The organism is Selenomonadales bacterium 4137-cl, from assembly GCA_032334055.1.
GTDB classification, from domain to species: Bacteria; Bacillota; Negativicutes; order Sporomusales; family UBA7701; genus Anaeroselena; species Anaeroselena agilis.
The window spans coordinates 3,815,450-3,834,993 of sequence record JAUOZS010000001.1; the positions used below are offsets into that span (position 1 = coordinate 3,815,450).

At 60.3% G+C, this 19,544-nt stretch carries 15 protein-coding genes and 1 other annotated feature; of the genes, 14 read left to right on the top strand and 1 reads right to left on the bottom strand.

The window, feature by feature from the left end; translation table 11 throughout:
• Nucleotides 1–8: 8 nt before the first annotated feature.
• The 14 genes from Q4T40_19725 to Q4T40_19790 all read left to right on the top strand — a co-directional run bounded on the left by Q4T40_19725 (nt 9) and on the right by Q4T40_19790 (nt 19,138).
• On the top strand, nt 9–2,249 hold the full coding sequence (locus Q4T40_19725) for a xanthine dehydrogenase family protein molybdopterin-binding subunit (GenBank protein MDT8903462.1): 2,241 nt from the start codon (nt 9–11) through the stop codon (nt 2,247–2,249).
• Nucleotides 2,250–2,290: 41 nt separating this feature from the next.
• A complete protein-coding gene (locus Q4T40_19730) occupies nt 2,291–3,538 on the top strand; it encodes a divalent metal cation transporter (protein ID MDT8903463.1) in 1,248 nt (415 codons plus the stop codon).
• 88 nt (nt 3,539–3,626) lie between these two features.
• The gene (locus Q4T40_19735) at nt 3,627–4,481 is read left to right on the top strand and encodes a methyl-accepting chemotaxis protein (GenBank protein MDT8903464.1); all 855 of its coding nucleotides are present in this window, start codon (nt 3,627–3,629) and stop codon (nt 4,479–4,481) included.
• Between the two features lie 461 nt (nt 4,482–4,942).
• Nucleotides 4,943–5,623, top strand: a complete 681-nt coding sequence (locus Q4T40_19740; protein ID MDT8903465.1) for a GntR family transcriptional regulator — start codon at nt 4,943–4,945, stop codon at nt 5,621–5,623.
• A gap of 361 nt (nt 5,624–5,984) precedes the next feature.
• Nucleotides 5,985–6,213: a binding site (T-box leader), on the top strand.
• A 61-nt stretch (nt 6,214–6,274) separates the two neighbouring features.
• Nucleotides 6,275–7,825: a 2-isopropylmalate synthase gene (locus Q4T40_19745; protein ID MDT8903466.1), complete on the top strand. Its 1,551-nt coding sequence runs from the start codon at nt 6,275–6,277 to the stop codon at nt 7,823–7,825.
• Nucleotides 7,826–7,829: 4 nt separating this feature from the next.
• Nucleotides 7,830–9,092 carry a 3-isopropylmalate dehydratase large subunit gene (leuC, locus tag Q4T40_19750; GenBank protein MDT8903467.1) on the top strand — a complete coding sequence of 421 codons (1,263 nt, stop codon included), beginning with the start codon at nt 7,830–7,832 and terminating at the stop codon, nt 9,090–9,092.
• Entirely contained in the window at nt 9,089–9,580 is a 492-nt protein-coding gene (locus tag Q4T40_19755; protein ID MDT8903468.1) for a 3-isopropylmalate dehydratase small subunit, read from the top strand. The genes leuC and Q4T40_19755 overlap by 4 nt, the downstream gene beginning before the upstream one ends.
• Nucleotides 9,577–10,644 (top strand): 3-isopropylmalate dehydrogenase, encoded by a 1,068-nt coding sequence (gene leuB / locus Q4T40_19760; GenBank protein ID MDT8903469.1) that lies wholly within the window; start codon nt 9,577–9,579, stop codon nt 10,642–10,644. Before Q4T40_19755 ends, leuB begins: the two co-directional genes overlap by 4 nt.
• Nucleotides 10,645–10,701: 57 nt before the next feature.
• The gene (gene ilvB / locus Q4T40_19765) at nt 10,702–12,363 is read left to right on the top strand and encodes a biosynthetic-type acetolactate synthase large subunit (GenBank protein MDT8903470.1); all 1,662 of its coding nucleotides are present in this window, start codon (nt 10,702–10,704) and stop codon (nt 12,361–12,363) included.
• A 414-nt stretch (nt 12,364–12,777) separates the two neighbouring features.
• Entirely contained in the window at nt 12,778–13,305 is a 528-nt protein-coding gene (ilvN, locus tag Q4T40_19770; GenBank protein MDT8903471.1) for an acetolactate synthase small subunit, read from the top strand.
• Nucleotides 13,286–14,278, top strand: coding sequence for a ketol-acid reductoisomerase (ilvC, locus tag Q4T40_19775; GenBank protein ID MDT8903472.1), 993 nt, complete (start codon nt 13,286–13,288; stop codon nt 14,276–14,278). Before ilvN ends, ilvC begins: the two co-directional genes overlap by 20 nt.
• A 477-nt stretch (nt 14,279–14,755) precedes the next feature.
• Nucleotides 14,756–16,420 (top strand): biosynthetic-type acetolactate synthase large subunit, encoded by a 1,665-nt coding sequence (gene ilvB / locus Q4T40_19780; protein ID MDT8903473.1) that lies wholly within the window; start codon nt 14,756–14,758, stop codon nt 16,418–16,420.
• Between the two features lie 172 nt (nt 16,421–16,592).
• Entirely contained in the window at nt 16,593–17,843 is a 1,251-nt protein-coding gene (locus Q4T40_19785) for a DUF445 domain-containing protein (GenBank protein MDT8903474.1), read from the top strand.
• Complete coding sequence (locus tag Q4T40_19790; GenBank protein MDT8903475.1) at nt 17,837–19,138, top strand: DUF445 domain-containing protein; 1,302 nt, start codon at nt 17,837–17,839, stop codon at nt 19,136–19,138. The genes Q4T40_19785 and Q4T40_19790 overlap by 7 nt, the downstream gene beginning before the upstream one ends.
• 54 nt (nt 19,139–19,192) lie before the next feature.
• Here Q4T40_19790 and Q4T40_19795 read toward each other — a convergent pair whose 3' ends face one another.
• Nucleotides 19,193–19,528 carry a L,D-transpeptidase gene (locus Q4T40_19795; protein ID MDT8903476.1) on the bottom strand — a complete coding sequence of 112 codons (336 nt, stop codon included), beginning with the start codon at nt 19,526–19,528 and terminating at the stop codon, nt 19,193–19,195.
• Between the last annotated feature and the right edge of the window lie 16 nt (nt 19,529–19,544).

A 19,544-nucleotide genomic window follows, 5' to 3' on the forward strand; every position in this document is an offset into this window, starting at 1 on the left:
TGTAATATATGGGTTTAGAGTTTATCGGTAAAAACATAACAAGAACTGATGCTGTTAGCAAAGTGACTGGGGCAATCCGGTATACGAACGATATATTTATGCCAGGGATGCTTTATGGAAAAATTTTTCGTTCCGACCATGCACACGCTCGTATAATTCGGGTACATACCGAAGAGGCCAAAAAGAGCCAGGGTGTATTTGACGTATTATCATCAGCGGATCTACCACACCCGATTCCCCGTTTCGGGCCGGTAACTGCGGAACAGCCTGTTCTTGCGGATGAAAAAGTCAAATTTTACGGCGAGCCCGTCGCCGTAGTATTGGCGGAAACTGAAGGGGCAGCGCAGGATGCGGTTAAGAAAGTTTGGGCGGAATACGAGGCACTGCCTGCTTTATGCACGATCGACCAGGCTTTGGCCGCGGATGCTCTCAACATACATGCCAATGAGGCGGGACTTAGCTGCAAAGGAAATGTTCACAGTTCGTACTTATATAGCTGGGGAGATGTAGAAGAGGCCAAAAAGGGCAGTGAATATATAATCGAAAACACATATGAATTCCCTATGATTCACCATTTGCCCATAGAGCCTTTCTGTGTCATTGCTTACCCGGAAAACGGCGGGGTTGTTATTAAATCGCCGGTGCAGCATCCGTTCATATTGCGGCGGGTAGTTGCTTCCGCATTAAACCTAAGCCTTTCGCAGGTAAGAGTAGTTTCCGTGCCTATCGGCGGCGGCTTCGGCGCGAAAGGCTACGCGAAATATGAACCGTTGGCCGCTTATCTCGCCCTAAGGACAGGAAGACCTGTAAAGCTCCACTTTTCGATGAACGAAGGGTTTTATACCGCCCGTCGTCTTTCGGCGCGGGTCAAGATCGCTTCCGGATTTGACAGAACCGGCCGAATCGTGTTTCAGGATGTTGTCGCGGACTACCAAATCGGCGCCTACGCCGACTCGGCGCCGCGCGTCGTGGCCAAGGCCGGATATCTGGGCGGATGTGGACCATATAGAGTGCCGAACGTAAGGACAACCGCCAACGCAATTTATTCTAATACCGTTCCAAGTACTGCGGCCCGTGGCTTCGGGATGCCCCAGATGGTTTGGGCAATTGAATCACAGTTAAACGAAGCCTGTCGTTTGATTGGCATCGATGCTTTGGAGATACGTTTAAGGAATCTTCCTAATAGGGGAGAGACACTTGTTCCCGAGGATACTCCGGCCGACGGGGACTGGAAACAGGGTATCAAGCTGGCTGCCGAAATGATCGGCTGGCACTCGCCCAAGGCGGCTGGCCTGGGAAGGAGCATTTCGGTAGGCATCAAGAACCCGGTGCCGGCGGCCGTGTCTAACGCTATCGTGAAGTTGCATGCCGACGACAGCGTGACCGTCGCGGTCGGCACGACCGAGATGGGGCAGGGGGCCAGAACGGTGTTTACTCAGATCGCGGCGGAAGCGCTGGGCCTTCCTGTGGAAAGAATCACCGTCGTCATGGGTGATACGGCTACAGTCCCTTTTGACCTATGCACTGCTGGCAGCCGTTCGACGGTCAGTATGGGCAATGCGGTTAACTTGGCCTGCAAGGATATATTACGCCAGTTGAGGGAAATGGCTCATGAACTAAAGTTGATTGATATTGGAGAGGAGGTGAAGATCTCTGGCGGCCTCGTGGAAGGGTGCAACGGAGTAATATCCTATCCTGAGCTGTTACAAAAGTATCTCGGGGTAAATCAGGGCGAAGTGATCGGCCGAGGCGTGTTCAAGGGAACAAAAGACCCGACAAATGCGTTGGGCGGACTGACCGATTTCTGGGAAGTCATCTTTACCGCTGCAGAGGTAAAGGTGGATGCGGAAACAGGAAAAGTAACCGTCAACAAACTCGTCAACGTAAGCGACATCGGCAAAGCTATCAACCCCTTGCAAGCGAAATCCCAGGAAGAAGGGGCGTCGATTATGGCTATGGGCCATGCGCTGATGGAGCAAATGATATATGACGAGGGTGGCCGGCTGAAAAACGGCGGAGCTTTGGATTACCGAATCCCGACGATTATGGATGTGCCTCGGGATATGAAAAGCGCGTTCATAGAAAACCAAGATGGCCCAGGGCCTTATGGCGCCAAAGGACTGGGCGAAAGCGGCGCTATTTCTCCTGCCCCGGCGATAGCGGATGCCGTCAGAGATGCAACCGGAGTATGGATTAAAGATTTGCCTCTAACCCCGGAAAAAGTATGGCGAGCACTTAACGATAGATAGCAGTCTGACAGATACCTAAAACAGAAGGGGGAGCAAGAGAGATGAGCGCAAGTCCGGAACTTCAGAACCAGTCCGGGAAAAGTTATCTGGAGATGTGGAAAACTTCGGGGCCGGCTTGGATGGCTGCCGGATTGAACATTGGCGGCGGGACGGTTACTAATTCCGTGCTACTGGCCGCGGCGACAGGGTTTAAATTTGGCTGGGTATTTATTTTTGCAACATTCGCGATATTCATGTGTACTATGGCGTGCGTACAGCTTACCGTGGTCACCGGGAAAAACCCAATAACCGTGATGCGTGAGCATATTAGCCCGGCTGTTGGCTGGCTGGTAGGATCCGCAATCGTAATTGTAAATTTGGTGTTCGCGACTCTTCAGGTCGTGTTAGGAGGATTGGTACTGCACACGCTGTTCCCGATGCTCTCTCAGACAGTCTGGGGGATCACAAGCGTGGTTATTGCCGCTTTTATTGCGCTGGTTCCCGGTAAGGCTGCAATGGATGTAGTGCAGAACATGCTCAAGTGGATGGTATATGCGCTGACGGCGAGCTTTTTGGTTACGCTTGTCTTCGTCGATGTCGATTGGTCAGGTTTCTTCAGCGGGCTATTCCTTATCGAACTTCCGACGAGCAAAAATGCCGTCCTGTTGTTCACCGCCGTGCTGGGATCGGCCCTCGCCATCAATGTGCCGACAATTCAAGCCTTCGCTACGAGAACCAGCGGATGGGGACCAAGCAGGTTGGCGAATTTTCGCTTTGAGACAGTAATGACCAACATATTTTTGTTCCTGGTGCAGTTGGGCGTTCTAATCGTAGTGGCTTCAACCCTGTTTAAAGCCGGTATCACTCCTAAGACTGCAGTTCAAGCTGCGACTGCGCTGGAGCCTTTGGCAGGCAAATTCAGCACGGTATTATTCTGTCTGGGTTTGTTTGGTGCAGTTCTGAGCACTATGGTGGCAGAATCAGCTGTTCATGCGTATACGGTATCTGATATCATCGGCAGAAAACCGGAACCGGGGACAAAGTTTTTTAAAATACTGCAGACAAGCCTATTTGTTTTAATGCTGACCGTCCCGCTCTTTGGATGGAATCCTTTCAGCTGGGTCGCATGGGGGGCGGCGTTTAACTCCACGTTTATGCCTCTGGGTATCGCCGCCTGGTGGTACCTCATGAACAAGCAGGAAGTCGTCGGGAAATATCGCGCCGGCACCTGGTACAATATCGGCTTAGGAATAACTTTCCTTATCGCTTTAGCCGCGGCCGTCCGCTTCTGGTATGTTACGCTAAGCTAGCATTACTGTGTAAAGAACTGCACCATCAGGTGCAGTTCTTTACACAGTGGACAGACAAAGAGATTGAAGGCGAAGTTGAGGAGTATTGATGGAAACAGACAGGCAGGTTGTCAGCGGCAGGGAGGCGATCTTGCATTTCGTCAGGATTGCGCATTGCATCAACGATATCACGTCCGCCGACATAGGCGTTTCCGTGTGGGATAACGACACGTGCATCGTATATGTGCCGGCGCGGAACCTAGATTTCGGTATTAAACCCGGTGACAGGATGAAGCCTGGGTCTGCCGGCGAGGTTGCCTTGCGTGAAAAAAGAAAAGTCCTGGTGGAAATGACGAGGGAGCAATCTCCCTGGGGAATACCTTACATCGTCAACGCTATGCCGTTTTGCGACGAAAGGGCCGTTCCCGTGGGGTGCGTGATTACAACGGAAAGGACCGATAAGCACGATTGTATCAGGCAAACAGCGCTTAATCTAAAGGTGTCTTCGCAACAACTGGCTTCCTCTTTGCAAAGTTTTAATCAGCAGTCGGACGATCTGGCGGCAGCGGAGAACATGCTGAGGACCAGGCTGAACTTCATGGAGACGACTATTGCTGAGACCAATACCATTATTGATTTTATCGACAACATTGCGAGACAGACTAATATTTTGGGAATAAACGCCGCTATCGAGGCGGCCAGAGCAGGAAACCAGGGAGCGGGGTTCAAGGTGGTCGCCGACGAGGTAAGGGCGCTGGCTCACCGGAGCGCGGAGTCGGCAAGAAGGATTCAGACAATGATTAAGCTAATATGCCAATCCTTTGACGATACTGGCCAGCAGATGCATGCCGTGAAACAGTTGGTGCAGAATCAAGTAGCTGTTATACAAGAATTATCGGCAGCGGGGGAGGAACTGAGTTCTATGGCAGATGATTTAGAAAACTCGACAAAACTTGAGGTCTGACAGATGGTGCTTGATCAATGAAAGGGCCGTTGATTTTGATAAAAGGAGCCGGCAATCTGGCCAGCGGCGTTGCCTACTGCGCGGCCTCATCCGCGACGGCTGCGGGGTGAAAACGGCGCTTAAGATCGGCGACGTCGACCCGCGGGCACCCCGGAATACTGTTCGGCAATCAGCGACAAGGCCCGGGCGGTGGCGGGAGGAGTGCTTGAAGCCTTGTTGATGCTTAGCTGAGGGGACAGAAAATGCAGCTTTGTCGCAGAATCAGCCAGATAGTCGGACCATGGCGGGCGTGTCAACACGGGCAAAGCCACCAAAAAGCAGCCGATCAAATAAGAGGTGCTTAACTGGCGAGAGGAGACCAGCCGGATTGGGTGAGATAGGTGGCATCAAAAGATATATTATTATATAATATATAATAACGGTTCTAAAGAAAATGCAGGAGAATCGGTTCTGAGGAGGGGATGAAAATCTTTGATCTGCTTGCGAACGGGAAGCAGCCGGTGATAACGACCAAACTCGAAGCAGTATATAATGTACTGCGCGAGAATATTGTGAGCGGAAAGCTTGAACCGGGAACGAGATTAATCATAAAAAAAATTGCCCAAGATTTGGGTGTTTCGGAAATTCCTGTAAGAGAAGCTATCCGGATGCTAGAAGCACAGAATTTAGTGACAATGACACCTCATGCCGGCGCTCAGGTCGCTACTTTTGATTTGGACGATATAAGAGAAGTTACGGATATTAGAAGTCTGCTGGAGGGGTACGCTGCAAGAACCGCAATTCCATTCATCGGCGACGAAGCGATCGCGGATTTGGAAATGTGTATAGAAGAAATGGAAAGGTGCATTCACACAGAGGATAATGTTAATTTCGGCATTTTAAACCGCAAGTTCCATCAGAAAATATATGAGCATTCGCCCCTGAAACGCCTCTATAGAATGATATATGAGATGTGGGACGGATCTGAGCGTACGCGAGCAGTGTTCAGCCTTTCTAAGAGGAGACCGCAAGAATCAGTCCAGGAGCACAAAGCTATCCTAAAGGCAATCAAAGAGCACGACGGCGACACTGTCGAAAAGCTGATCAGAGACCATCGCCAACGGGTAGGAAGCATCTTAATTGATCACCTTAAGAAGAAATAACTTTGGTTTAGCGATAACTCATGAGCCTCTTACTATCCTGAGCTAAAGTAAAAACTCTGATTATAAAAGTATTTTAACCAGAATTAGTTTTTGTAGCGAAAAATGGAAAACTGCTATTGCCCCAAACAATATTGCTGCAGGTAGACCCAGTACTTCCACTAAGAAAATTGGTAAAAATTTTACTGCACAGGCACACAACAACCGCCTAAAAAATATTCTCGCCACCCTATTGACAACATCCCCGCGTACTGGTATATTGTATACAATGTTACACTTCGCCGCCGAAATTGGCGGTAATGGACGCGGAGTTTACAGTTTATCGGCTTGGCGTCCGTTCCCGGAAAACCGAATAACGAACAATCTACAGGTGATGATTGGGAGAAAAGGATCGGCCCAAACCGCTCAGAGAGCCGGTGGTTGCTGCGAACCGGTGCGGAAGCCGTCTCCGAACAACTCGCCCATGAACTGTTTCGCTGAAAGCACACCCGTGCAACTAGGCGAAGACGTAGGCCGGGCGTTAGCCGGCAGCCGCTGATGGGCGGTGAGAGAGTACAGTGTAGGGTGGTACCGCGGAATATTCCGCCCCTATTGACGTCATGGCGTCAGTAGGGGCGGTTTTGTTTTCGCCGACACAAAAAGAGGAGGACCGACATGGACACGAGGATTATCAGGATATTCGATACGACGCTGCGGGACGGCGAACAGACTCCGGGCGTCACCCTCAACGCCGCCGAAAAACTGGAGATTGCCCAAACCCTTGCAAAGCTCCGCGTCGACATCATCGAGGCCGGGTTCCCCGCCGCCTCGCCCGGCGACTTCGCCGCCGTCAGCGAAATCGCCGCCAAGGTCCGCGGCCCGGTCATCGCCGGCCTCGCGCGCACCAGTTCCAAGGACATCGACGCCGCCGTCAACGCCCTCAAAAAAGCCGAGCGGCCGCGCATCCACACCTTCATCGCCACCAGCGACATCCACCTGCAGTATAAGCTCAAAATGACCCGGGACGAGGTGCTGGCCGCCGCCCAGGACGCGGTCCGCCACGCCCGCAAGTTTGTCGACGACGTCGAATTCTCCGCCGAAGACGCCTCCCGCTCCGACCGCGACTACCTCTGCCGGGTCTTCACCGCCGCCATCGCCGCCGGCGCCACCACCATCAACATCCCCGACACCGTCGGCTACACCACCCCAGACGAGTTCGGCGCCCTCATCCGCTACATCCGCGAGCACGTCCCCAACATCGACCAGGCTGTCGTCAGCGTTCACTGTCACAACGACCTTGGCATGGCTGTAGCCAACTCGCTCGCCGCCGTCTTAAACGGCGCCGGCCAGGTCGAGTGCACCGTCAACGGCCTTGGCGAGCGGGCCGGCAACGCCGCCATGGAAGAAATCATCATGGCCCTCCACACCCGCCCCGAATACTACCGGGCCGCCACCGGCATCGACACCAGCCACATCTACCGTGCCTCGCGGCTGGTCAGTGTGCTGAGCGGCATCGCCGTCCAGCCCAACAAAGCGGTCGTCGGCGACAACGCCTTCGCCCACGAATCGGGCATCCACCAGCACGGCGTCCTCAACAACGCCCTCACCTACGAAATCATGCGTCCGGAGACCATTGGCCTCAACCGCAACGCCCTCATCCTTGGCAAACTATCCGGCCGCCACGCCCTCGAAGAACGCCTCAAAACCCTCGGCTACGATCTCGAACCCGAGCGCATCAACGAAATCTTCGTCAAATTCAAGGAACTGGCCGACCGCAAGAAAATGGTTTTCGATCGCGACATCGAAGCCCTCGTAGCCGAGAAGGCATCCGCCATGCCCGAATGGTTCAGGCTTGTGAACCACCATGTCGTAAGCGGCAACCAGACCACCGCCACCGCCATGGTCAGGATCGAGACCGACCGCGGCTTCACCGAGCAGGCTGCATGCGGCGACGGGCCGGTCGACGCCGCCTTCAAAGCAATCGAAAAAGCGGTCGGATTCCCCATCTGCCTGAAAGACTACCAGATCAAAGCCGTCACCTCCGGCGAGGACGCCCTCGGCGAAGCGACCGTCTGGCTTGAGCAGGATGGCCGGGTAATCAGCGGCCGCGGCCTCAGCACCGACATCATCGAAGCCAGCGCCAGGGCCTACGTCGGCGCCATCAATAAACTCATCGCCACCTGCGGCCACCCGGCCGCCGGCGACATGGCAGCGGGAGGAGAATAAACCAATGGGCATGACTATGACGGAAAAAATCCTTGCCCGGTGCGCGGGTCTGGACAAAGTCGTCCCCGGCCAGCTCATCAAATGCCGGGTCGACCTCGTCCTCGCGAACGACATCACCGGGCCGCCGGCAATCGTCGAATTCGATAAAATCGGCCGCCCCGTCTTCGACCGGCACAAAATAGCCCTTGTCCCCGATCATTTCACCCCAAACAAAGACATTAAATCTGCCGAACAGGCCAAGGCGCTGCGCGACTTCGCCAAAAAGCACGCCATCACCAACTACTGGGAAGTCGGTCGCATGGGCATCGAGCACGTCCTCCTGCCCGAGGAAGGCCTCATCGCCCCCGGCGAACTCATCATCGGCGCCGACTCCCATACCTGCACCTACGGCGCCCTCGGCGCTTTCGCCAGCGGCGTCGGCCACACCGACGCCGGCGCGGCCATGGCCACCGGCGACACCTGGTTCAAGGTGCCATCCGCCATCAAGGTCGAGCTCACCGGCAAACCGTCGCGCTGGGTCACCGGCAAAGACGTCATCCTCACCCTCATCGGCATGATCGGCGTCGAGGGCGCCCGCTACCAGGCCCTCGAATTCACCGGCCCCGGCGTCGCCGCCCTGTCGATGACCGACCGCTTCACCATCGCCAACATGGCGGTCGAAGCCGGTGCCAAAAACGGCATCTTCCCGGTCGACGGCGCCACCGAAGCCTATCTAGCCGACAAGGTCAAGCGGCCCTTCACTCCCGTCGCCGCCGACCCCGACGCCGAGTACGCCCAGACCGTCGCCATCGATCTCGGCAGTCTCGCCCCCGTCGTCGCCATGCCCCACCTGCCGGAGAACGTCAAGCCTGCGACCGAGCTCGCCCACATCGCCATCGACCAGGCCGTCATCGGCTCCTGCACCAACGGCCGCCTCGACGACCTCGCCCAGGCCGCGTCCGTCCTTGCCGGCCGCAAAATCCACCCCGACGTACGGGCCATCGTCATCCCCGGCAGCCAGCAGATATACGCCGAAGCCATGGCGCGCGGCTACATAGCCACCTTCATCCGCGCCGGCGCCGTCGTCAGCACCCCTACCTGCGGACCCTGCCTTGGCGGCTACATGGGCATCCTCGCCGCCGGCGAACGGGCAGTAAGCACCACCAACCGCAACTTCCGCGGCCGCATGGGCCACGTCGACAGCGAAGTCTACCTCGCCAGCCCGGCTGTCGCCGCCGCCAGCGCCGTCACCGGCCATATCTCCGACCCCAGGGAGGTGATGAAATGATTCTTGAAGGCAACGTCTGGCGCTACGGGGACAACGTCGACACCGATGTCATCATCCCCGCCCGCTACCTCAACACCGCCGACCCCCAAGCCCTTGCCGCCCACTGCATGGAAGACATCGACCCGACCTTCGCCGGTAAGGTTAAACCGGGCGACATCATCGTCGCCGGCCGCAACTTCGGCTGCGGCTCCTCCCGCGAGCACGCCCCCCTCGCCATCAAGACCAGCGGTGTCACCTGCGTCATCGCCGATGGCTTCGCCCGCATCTTCTACCGCAACGGCATCAACATCGGCCTGCCCCTCGTCGAGCTGGGCGCGGCCGTCGCCGAAATCAAAAACGGCGACCGGATCCGCGTCGACCTCGGCGTCGGCAGCATCGAAAACCTGGCCAGCGGCAAAAAATTCGCCATCCAGCCGCTGCCCGGCTTCATCCAGGACATCGCCAAAGCCGGCGGTCTCATCAACTACGTCAAGGGGGAAAAGGCGTGAGCAGCAAAAAAATCGCCATCATCCCCGGGGACGGCATCGGCCCCGAGGTGACCGCCGCCGCTCGGGAAATCCTCACCCTCGCCGCCCGCAAAGCCGGCCTCGACCTCGAATACGCCACCTGCCTGGCCGGCGGTGCGGCCATCGATGCTACCGGCGTGCCCCTGCCCGATGACACCCTGGCCGCCGCCAAAACCGCTGACGCCGTTCTTCTCGGCGCGGTTGGCGGGCCGAAATGGGATACCGTCGCCCCCGATATCCGCCCCGAAAAGGCCATCCTCGGCCTCCGCAAAGCCCTCGGTCTCTACGCCAACCTCCGGCCGGTCAAAGTATCGGCTGCCCTTGCCGCCTACTCCCCCCTCAAGCCCGAAATCGTCACCGGCACCGACATCCTCATCGTCCGCGAACTCACCGGCGGTATCTACTTCGGGCCGAAATGCGAAAGCGAGACCGCGGACGGCGTCGAACGGGCCTGGGACACCGAAATATACAGCGTCCCCGAGGTCGCCCGCATCGTCCGTATGGCCTGCAAGGCCGCCAAAGGACGCCGCGGCAGAGTCACCTCCGTCGACAAAGCCAACGTCCTTGCCTCTTCCCGCCTCTGGCGGCGGGTCGCTTCCGCCATAGCCCAAGAGGAAGGCACCGAACTGAGCCACATGTACGTTGACAACTGCGCCATGCAGTTAGTCCTCGGCCCCAAAACCTTCGACGTCATCGTCACCGGCAACCTGTTCGGCGACATCCTGAGCGACGAAGCCGCCGTCGTCGCCGGCTCCATCGGCCTGCTGCCCTCGGCCAGCATCGGCGACGGCCCCGGCCTCTACGAGCCCATCCATGGCTCCGCCCCCGACATCGCCGGCCAGGGCATCGCCAACCCCGTCGGTACAATTCTCTCGGCGGCCATGCTTCTCCGCCACTCCCTCAGGGCCGAGGCGCCCGCCGCCGCCGTCGAGCAGGCCGTCGACGCCGTCCTCGCCGAGGGTTACCGGACCGCCGACCTGTATCGCCCGGGGCTTACCAAAGTTTCGACCGAAGAAATGGGCAAACTGATAATCAAGCAGCTTTAACAGGGGTGCGTGAAAAATCCATCTGCGGCATCCCCATAACGAAGGAGGTGAAGCGGCATGAAAATATCCGGCGCCCAAATCATCGTCGAATGCCTTAAAGAACAAGGCGTCGACACCGTTTTCGGCTACCCCGGCGGCACAATCCTGCCGCTCTACGACGCCCTTCGCGACTCGCCCGTGCGCCATATCCTCACCGTCCACGAACAGGGCGCGGCCCACGCCGCCGACGGCTACGCCCGCGCCAGCGGCCGGACCGGGGTATGCATCGCCACCTCGGGACCGGGGGCCACCAACCTCGTCACCGGCCTTGCGGCCGCCTTCATGGACTCCGTCCCCGTCGTCGCCATCACCGGCCAGGTGCCCATCTCCCTCATCGGCCGCGACGCCTTCCAGGAAGTCGACATCACCGGCATAACCATGCCGATAACCAAGCACAACTTCCTCGTCAAGGACGCCGCCAAGCTGGCCGAGACCCTCCGCTACGCCTTTCGCATCGCCGCCTCCGGCCGCCCCGGCCCAGTGCTCGTCGACGTGCCGCGCGACATCCAGACAGCGGAGGTCTTGTTCGAGCCGGCCGCCGAACCGGCCAAAGTGCCCTTTGCCCTAAGCGGGGCGGTGCTGACCCGCATCGATGCTGCGGCCGAAGCCATCGGCCGCGCCGAGCGGCCGGTCATCATCGTCGGCGGCGGCGCCGTGGCCGCCGACGCCTCGGCCGAAGCCGCCGCACTGGCCGAAAAGCTCTCCTGCCCGGTCGTCTGCACCCTCATGGGCCTCGGCGCCATCCCCGCGTCCCATCCGCTCTTCCTCGGCCTTACCGGCATGCATGGCCATAAACCGGCCAACAACTGCATCCATGACGCCGACCTCATCATCGCCGTTGGCAGCCGGTTCAGCGACCGCGTCACCGGCGACCGGGCCAAGTACGCCGCCGGCAAAACCCTCATCCACATCGATGTCGACCCGGCGGAAATCGACAAAAACGTCGCCGCCGGCATCGGCCTTACCGGCGACATGAAAACTATCCTCTCCTTCCTCGCCGCCAGAGTATCAGTAGGCGGCGACACTGAAGCCTGGTGGGAAAAAATCGCCGCCTGGCAAGTCGATTACCGCTCAAAGCCCGCCGGAGAGCGCCTCACCGCCCCAGGGCTGTTCGCGGAAATCTCCGCCCAGACGACAGGCCTCGACTGCATCTTCGCCACCGACGTCGGCCAGCACCAGATGTGGGCCGCCCAGCACCTCAAAATCGAAACCCCGCGCACCTGGCTCACCTCGGGCGGCCTCGGCGCCATGGGTTTCGGCCTACCGGCCGCCATGGGAGCGCAGGCCGCCTGCCCCGGAAAACGCGTCATCCATATCGCCGGCGACGGCGGCTTCAAAATGACCGGCGCCGAGCTCTACACCATCGCCGTTCACCGTCTGCCGGTCATCTCCGTCATCGTCAACAACAACGGCCTTGGCATGATCCGCCAGCTTCAACACGCCTTCTTCGACAAACGTTACACCGCCTGCGAGCTGCCTGCCGTCGACTTTACCGCCTTCGCCGCCGCCTTCGGCATCCCCGCCGCCACCGCCGACACCCCCCGTGAATTCGCCGCCGCCTTTGCGGCCGCCCTCGCCGCTCCCGGCCCGCGGGTGATCGTCGCCAACATCGCCGCCCAAGACCTCGTAACTCCCATGGTGCCGCCCGGGGCAGCCATCAATGCCTATCTCGACATCTGAAAGGAGGTGGCCTTAGTGACCGTCAGCAACAACCCGTATTCTCCCGCCGACGCCGAAGCCATCCCCGGGATCGACCCGCGGGCGGATGAAAACCTGCTGCGCCAATCGCTCGGGGCGTAAGTAAAAGAAAAAAGGAACTTATTAAAAGTGTATTGACAAAACTCTTGAGTCCGTGGATAATGTATACAACATTACAATGACGTGATGTAAGGAAGTGCGTCTAGGGTTCCGCCGTTAACACGCGGGTCTGGACCGAGCGGCGCAGAATGCGATAACGCATTACACCGTGGGTATAAAAGACCCTGCGGGAAGTTTCTTACGAATTAAGTAGGAGACTTTCGCGCAGGCATTTTTATACCCATATGTTTTGTATACAGTATCCTGTATGCTTGTACTTTTAGGAGGAGGTCGACCATGAAACACGTGCTGTCAATACTAGTTTACAATCAGCCGGGCGTGCTGGTCAGGGTCGCAGGGATGTTTTCGCGGCGGGGCTTCAACATCCACAGCCTGGCCGTCGGCCCGACCCAGGATCCGAGATATTCGCGAATTACCGTGGCGGTGTGCGGTGACAACGGTATCCTCGACCAGGTCGTCAAACAGCTCGACAAGCTCGTCGAAGTCGAAGCCATTCAGCTCCTGCCCCCCGAGGCCTCGGTACGGCGGGGGATCGCGATGGTCAAGATTGCGGCCGGCGGCGACAAGCAGCCCGAAGTCCTCAAACTCGCCGAAGTTTTCCGCGCCAGTATCGTCGACCTGTCCGAGCACACAGCCACGTTTGAAATTACCGGCGACGACGACAAAATAGACGCCTTCGTCGACCTGCTCGGCCCCTACGGCATCATCGAATTGGTCCGCACCGGCCTCGCCGGTCTGGCCAGGGGCGCCAGCAACATCCACCAGTACGAGAGGAGAGAATACTATGAGCAAATTGTATTATGATCTTGACGCCAACTGGGATATGATCAGCAGCAAGAAAATCGCCGTCATCGGTTACGGCAGCCAGGGCCACGCCCACGCCCTCAACCTCAAGGAGAGCGGCATCGACGTAACCGTCGGCCTCTATAAAGGCAGCAAATCCTGGCACAAAGCCGAAAACGACGGCGTCAAGGTCGCCGCCGTGGCCGACGCCGTCAGCGGCGCCGACATCGTTATGATCCTCATCCCCGACGAAAAACAGGGCCAGGTCTACCGCGACCACATCGCCCCCAACCTCAAAGCCGGCGCCGCCCTCGCCTTCGCCCACGGCTTCAACATCCACTTCAGCCAGGTCGTGCCGCCCGACAACATCGACGTCTTCATGGTCGCCCCCAAAGGCCCCGGCCACCTCGTCCGCCGGATGTACACCGAAGGCAAAGGCGTTCCCTGCCTGATGGCCGTCCACCAGAACTTCACCGGCAACGCCCAGGAGCTTGCCCTCGCTTACGCCCGCGGCATCGGCGGCACCCGCGCCGGCGTTCTGGCCACCACCTTCAAGGAAGAAACCGAAACCGACCTCTTCGGCGAACAGGCCGTCCTCTGCGGCGGCGTCACCGAGCTCATCAAGGCGGGCTTCGAAACGCTCGTTGAAGCGGGCTATCAGCCCGAATCGGCCTACTTTGAATGTCTGCACGAAATGAAGCTTATCGTCGACCTCATGTACGAAGGCGGCATCGGCATGATGCGCTACTCCATCAGCGACACCGCCGAATTCGGCGACTACATGACCGGCAGGCGCATCATTCCCGACGCCACTCGCGCTGAGATGAAGCAAATTCTCGCCGAGATCCAAAACGGTGAATTCGCCAAAAAGTGGATCCTGGAAAATCAGGCCAATCGTCCAGTGTTCAACGCCATGCGCAGGAGCGAGGCCGAGCACCAGATCGAAAAGGTCGGCCGCGACCTCAGGGCCATGATGCCCTGGCTCAAGAAATAACACAACAGCTTACAGACGATATAATTTAACGGCAAGGAGGGATTGGAATGGAACGTTTAGCGCATGTTGGCGGGATCAGCGACGACCTTGGCGGCGTCGACCCGCACGCGGACCAGAACCTGCTGCGCCTCGCCGGAGTCGTCTAAGCCTTTAGTCAACGCAATCATAGTGTCGATAAAAGTGATGATCGGGACGGCTATGCGAACAGCAGCCGCCGCAGAGAGCCGGGGTAGGTGAAAGCCCGGCGCGGCTGCCGCATATCGGATCACCCGTGAGCTCTCCTCCGACGGCTTCGGCCCTAGACGGGAGCGCGACCGCGCGTTACAGCGGAGCCGGCTGATGGGCCGGTGTGAAAAGTAATAAACGATAGGGTGGTACCGCGGATACCCGCCCCTATCGGCGCCCACGCGCCGATAGGGGTATTTTATTTTGGGCTTGGCGCAAGCCGCCGGGCATTATTATGGAGGTGCAGACATTATGCAGCTTACCGGCGCTGAAGCTGTCGTTAAATGCCTTGTCGAGGAAGGCGTCGACACCGTGTTCGGCTATCCCGGCGGCCAGATCATGCCGCTTTACGACGCCCTCTACGACGCGCCCCTCAGACACATCCTCACCGTCCACGAACAGGGAGCGGTCCACGCCGCCGACGGCTACGCCCGCGCCGGCGGCCGGGTCGGCGTATGCATCGCCACCTCCGGCCCCGGAGCGACCAACCTCGTCACCGGGCTGGCGGCCGCCTACCTCGACTCGGTGCCGCTCGTCGCCATCACCGGCCAGGTGCCCACCGGCATGCTTGGCCGCGACTCCTTCCAGGAAGTCGACATCACCGGCATCACCATGTCGGTCACCAAGCACAACTTCCTCGTCCGCGACGCGGCCCGCATTCCCGAGATCATGCGCCTCGCCTTCCGCATCGCCCGCTCCGGGCGGCCGGGGCCGGTGCTTGTCGACCTGCCGCGCGACGTCCAGCAGGGCCTGCTGACCTTCTACCCCGCCGAACCTGCGCCTGCCAAGCGCAAGGCCGACGAAGCGCGCACCGAGGAAGCGGTCGGTCGCGCGGCGGCGGCCATCAAAGCCGCCCGGCGGCCGGTCCTGGTGCTCGGCGGCGGCGTCATCCGCGGCCAGGCCAGCCATGAGGCGGCGTTGCTCGCCGAAAAGCTCGGCCTGCCGGTCGTCGGCACCCTCATGGGGCTCGGCGCCCTGCCGTCCAACCACCCCCAGTGGCTCGGCCTCACCGGCATGCACGGCCACGTCGCCGCCAACCGCGCCGTCCACGAAGCCGACCTCGTCATCGCCGCCGGCAGCCGCTTCAGCGACCGCGTCACCGGCGACCCCAAGCGCTATCCGGCTGGCAAGACCTTCATCCACCTCGACATCGACCGCTCGGAAATCGGCAAAAACGTCGCCAGCCATATCGCCCTCATCGGCGAGCTCGGGCCGCTGCTTGCCAGCCTCGCCGCCCGGGCCGCCGCCGGCGACATCGCCGCCTGGACCGCCGCCGTCGCCGCCTGGCGGGCGGAATACAGAGCCGACTACAGTGCCGAGCGCCTCAACGCCCCCTGGATAATGAACGAGATCTCCCGCCAGGCCGCCGGCCAGCCGGTCGTCTTCGCTACCGACGTCGGTCAGCACCAAATGTGGGCCGCCCAGCATCTGTCCGTCGACGCGCCTAGCACCTGGCTCACCTCCGGCGGTCTCGGCTGCATGGGTTTCGGCCTCCCCGCCGCCCTCGGGGCGCAGGTCGCCGCCCCCGGCCACCGCGTCGTCCTTGTAGCCGGCGACGGCGGCTTCAAGATGACCGGCATGGAGCTCCACACCCTCGCCGCCTACAACCTGCCGGTAATCGCCGTCGTCCTCGACAACCGCTGCCTGGGCATGGTCCGCCAGTGGCAGCAGCTCTTCTACCGCGAGCGCTACTCGGCCAGTATCGCCCCGCGCGAGCTGGATTTCGCCGCTTTCGCCGAAGTATGCGGCGTTCCCGGCCGGAAGGTCGCCACCCCGGCCGAATTCACCGCCGCCTTTGCCGCCGCCTGGCAGGCCGGCGGCCCCGCCGTCATCGCCGCTGACATCGCGACAAAGGACATAGTCACGCCGATGATCGCGCCCGGCGCGGCCCTCAACGAATTCGTTAATGTAAAATAAGGCGATCGTCGACAAGCGATACTGGTGCGGGCGCCCAGCGTCCGTGGGCTTCTGAGCGGTCGCGGCGTAATCCGAAAACGACGTGAAAAGCAGAAAAGGGATTTCCTCGTCGGGGGGAAAACATAATATATAGAAGAAACCTGTAGAAAAACCCCCGGAAGGTGCCATAGCAATGACCGCGACCAACCGAAACAAAGCAACCGTAACGCTGGGGCTGGTGTCTCTCGGCTTTATTGTCAGCCATCCCTTCGCCCACACCTTTATCGGCGGCCTGCTCGCCAGCGGCTTCAGCGCCGCCCTGGTCGGCGGTCTTGCCGACTGGTTCGCCGTGTCCGCCCTCTTCCGGCGTCCCCTCGGCATCCCCTTCCGCACCGAGCTTATCCCCCGCAACCGCGCCCGTATCACCGAAGCCATCATCGCCATGGTTGAAGACGAACTCTTAACCCGCGAAAACATCCGCGCCACCGTCGGCCGCTACGATATCGCCGCCCTTGTCGTCCGCTACCTTGCCGATTACGACGGCAAAGCCCGCATCAGTGAATTTCTCGCCAGAATAAGCGACGACGCCGTAGGACAGATCAACCCTGACAAAACCGGCCGGTTCCTCGCCGACCTTATCCGTGATAACGCCGGGCAGATAAAGCTCGCCCCGCTGCTTGCCCAGACGGTCGAATGGTCGGTCAGGCACGGCTTCGCCGACCGCCTGGCCGACTTCGTGCTCGGCGAGCTCGAAGCCCTCATTGCCCAGCCGCAGGTCGGTGAATTGCTGGCCTCCTTCATCGGCGAGGCGCGGCTTGCCTACGAGCGCGACCTCAGGCGCCGCCAGTTCGCCGGCCAGTTCCTCGAAGGGCTTGGCTTCACACCCGCCGCCATGGCCGCCATCGCCCAGCGGGAGGGCGGCCTGCTGCTGCGCTCCCTTCAAGACCCCGCCCACCCGTGGCGGGAAAAGCTGCGCCAGTGGGCGCTCACCCTTGCCGCTCGCCTCAAAAGCGACTCCGTCCTGCAAGAAAGGGTCGAGCAAGCCAAGAACGAATGGCTGGCAGGGCGGACCGACCTGGCCGAGCGCATCGGCGGCGGCGTGGCCATCCTCCTTAAGGCGGCGTCCGGCGACACGGGCCGGGCGGCAATCCGCCGTTGGCTGACCGCCCGGGTGGACCGCCTGGTGCTTGCCTTCCGGGATGACGCCGGCCAACAGCAGGCGCTCGCCCGGCTCCTCCGCCAGGCGCTCATGGCGTTCGTCGACACCCACCACTTCCATATCGGCACCATGGTCCGCGAACGTCTCGACCAATATTCGACCACAGCGTTGGTAGATTTCATCGAAAGCCGGGTCGGCAACGACCTGCAGATGATCCGCATCAACGGCTCGGTCGTGGGAGGACTGGCAGGCATGCTCATCTTCCTGCTGACCCGCTTGTGGTAGCCGTGGGTGCCGCCGCATACCGCCGCAAAGCCAACAGGGTGCTGGCGTTCGTCTTCGCACTGTTTGCCGCCGCGGCGGCGGCCAAATACCGCTACCCGGACTCGCTGGGCGTAAGAATAGCCTTCATCGTCGCCGAAGCCGCCCTGGTCGGCGGTATCGCCGACTGGTTCGCCGTCACCGCCCTCTTCCGGCGGCCGCTCGGCTTTCCCTGGCACACCGCCCTCATCCCCAAAAGCCGCGACAAAATCGTCGCCGCCATCGCCGGGGCGGTCCAGAACGAACTGCTCAGCAAAGAATCGATCAAAAACCGCCTGGCCGGCGTCAGGCTGGTGGACGTCATCGTCGGCTGGCTGGAAGAAGGCGACCGTCAGGCGCTGCTGCCTTCCCTGGCCGCCCGTTACGCCCAGTCGGCCTGGGCCGGCCTCGACATCCCCGCCGTCGCCCGCTACGGGCAGAAATGGCTCAAGGCCCTTATCCACGAAGCCGATCTTGCCGCCCACAGCCGCCAGGGGCTTGCGTGGCTGCTGGCCAGCGGCCGGGCCGACAGGATCACCGAACAGCTTTTGGCCGAAATCACCGCCGCGGCGGCCAGGGACAGCACCCGCCTTGCCATTGAGCGCCACCTCGACCAATACTCGCGGACCGCGGCCCGCAGCTGGTGGCAAAAGCTTGTCCTCAGCCTGGCCGAGGCCACCGACACGCTCAACACCGCCGAAGCCGCCGCCGTTCTACACGCCGAACTTCTGCATCTGCTTCGGGACCTCGCCGCCGCCGACCACCCGGTCCGCGCCTGGGTGCGGACCAGGCTGGCGGCAGCCGCCGAGCGCCTGGATGGCGACCCGGCCTGGGCGGCGGGCCTCGATACCTGGAGGAAAGGACTGGCCGGCCGCCTGAGGCTCGAAGAATCGCTGGCCGCCTTAGCGGCCCTGGCGGTCCGCAACGCCCCTTCCGACTGGCCGTCCGCGTGGGCGGCCCGCCAGGCCGAAAAACTGTGGGCCGCCTTCAAGGCTGATTCCGCCATGCGCGACTGGGTCGAAGAACAGCTTCAGGCCGCCCTCAACCGCTTCATCGACAGCGAGCACGGCCTGGTCGCCACCGTTGTAAAAGACGCGCTCATCCGCCTCAGCGACGAAGACCTCAACACGTTCATCGAGGACAAAGCCGGCGAAGACCTGGCCTGGATACGCATCAATGGCTCGGTGGTCGGCGGCGTTGTCGGCCTGCTGCTCTTCCTCTTCTTGCATTATTTATACGATCCGTACATTGTACCTATGTTTCACGCGGTACTAAGATAAGAGGCGTCCAGAAAGCTCCGGGATCAACGCGGCAGATGGGCTCCCTGGCGGTTTTCAGGAGCCGATGTACACCGGCGTTCCCACCGTCACCATCCCCGCAAGCTCCAGCACATCCCGGTTATACATCCGGATGCAGCCGCGCGACACATAGCCGCCGATCGAGGCGGGGTTGTTGGTGCCGTGGATGCCGTAGCGGGGGATGCTCAGACCGAGCCACATCGCCCCGAAAGGACCGCCGGGGTTGGGCCGCTTTACCACGATGGTGTAAGAACCCGGCGGCGTCTGGTGGCCGGGACGCCCCACCCCCACGGGATAAGTCCCGACCAGGCGGCCGTTGCCGATCAGGGAAAGGGTGCGGGTGGACAGCGAAATGCGGATGGCGTAAGTCATAAAATCACCTCGCTCC

Bases quoted from the DNA above. Each gene is read 5' to 3' on its own strand.
- Q4T40_19725 (MDT8903462.1), top strand. From the start codon at position 9: ATGGGTTTAGAGTTTATCGGTAAAAACATAACAAGAACTGATGCTGTT.
- Q4T40_19730 (MDT8903463.1), top strand. From the start codon at position 2,291: ATGAGCGCAAGTCCGGAACTTCAGAACCAGTCCGGGAAAAGTTATCTG.
- Q4T40_19735 (MDT8903464.1), top strand. From the start codon at position 3,627: ATGGAAACAGACAGGCAGGTTGTCAGCGGCAGGGAGGCGATCTTGCAT.
- Q4T40_19740 (MDT8903465.1), top strand. From the start codon at position 4,943: ATGAAAATCTTTGATCTGCTTGCGAACGGGAAGCAGCCGGTGATAACG.
- Q4T40_19745 (MDT8903466.1), top strand. From the start codon at position 6,275: ATGGACACGAGGATTATCAGGATATTCGATACGACGCTGCGGGACGGC.
- leuC (MDT8903467.1), top strand. From the start codon at position 7,830: ATGGGCATGACTATGACGGAAAAAATCCTTGCCCGGTGCGCGGGTCTG.
- Q4T40_19755 (MDT8903468.1), top strand. From the start codon at position 9,089: ATGATTCTTGAAGGCAACGTCTGGCGCTACGGGGACAACGTCGACACC.
- ilvB (MDT8903470.1), top strand. From the start codon at position 10,702: ATGAAAATATCCGGCGCCCAAATCATCGTCGAATGCCTTAAAGAACAA.
- ilvN (MDT8903471.1), top strand. From the start codon at position 12,778: ATGAAACACGTGCTGTCAATACTAGTTTACAATCAGCCGGGCGTGCTG.
- ilvC (MDT8903472.1), top strand. From the start codon at position 13,286: ATGAGCAAATTGTATTATGATCTTGACGCCAACTGGGATATGATCAGC.
- ilvB (MDT8903473.1), top strand. From the start codon at position 14,756: ATGCAGCTTACCGGCGCTGAAGCTGTCGTTAAATGCCTTGTCGAGGAA.
- Q4T40_19785 (MDT8903474.1), top strand. From the start codon at position 16,593: ATGACCGCGACCAACCGAAACAAAGCAACCGTAACGCTGGGGCTGGTG.
- Q4T40_19795 (MDT8903476.1), bottom strand. From the start codon at position 19,528: ATGACTTACGCCATCCGCATTTCGCTGTCCACCCGCACCCTTTCCCTG.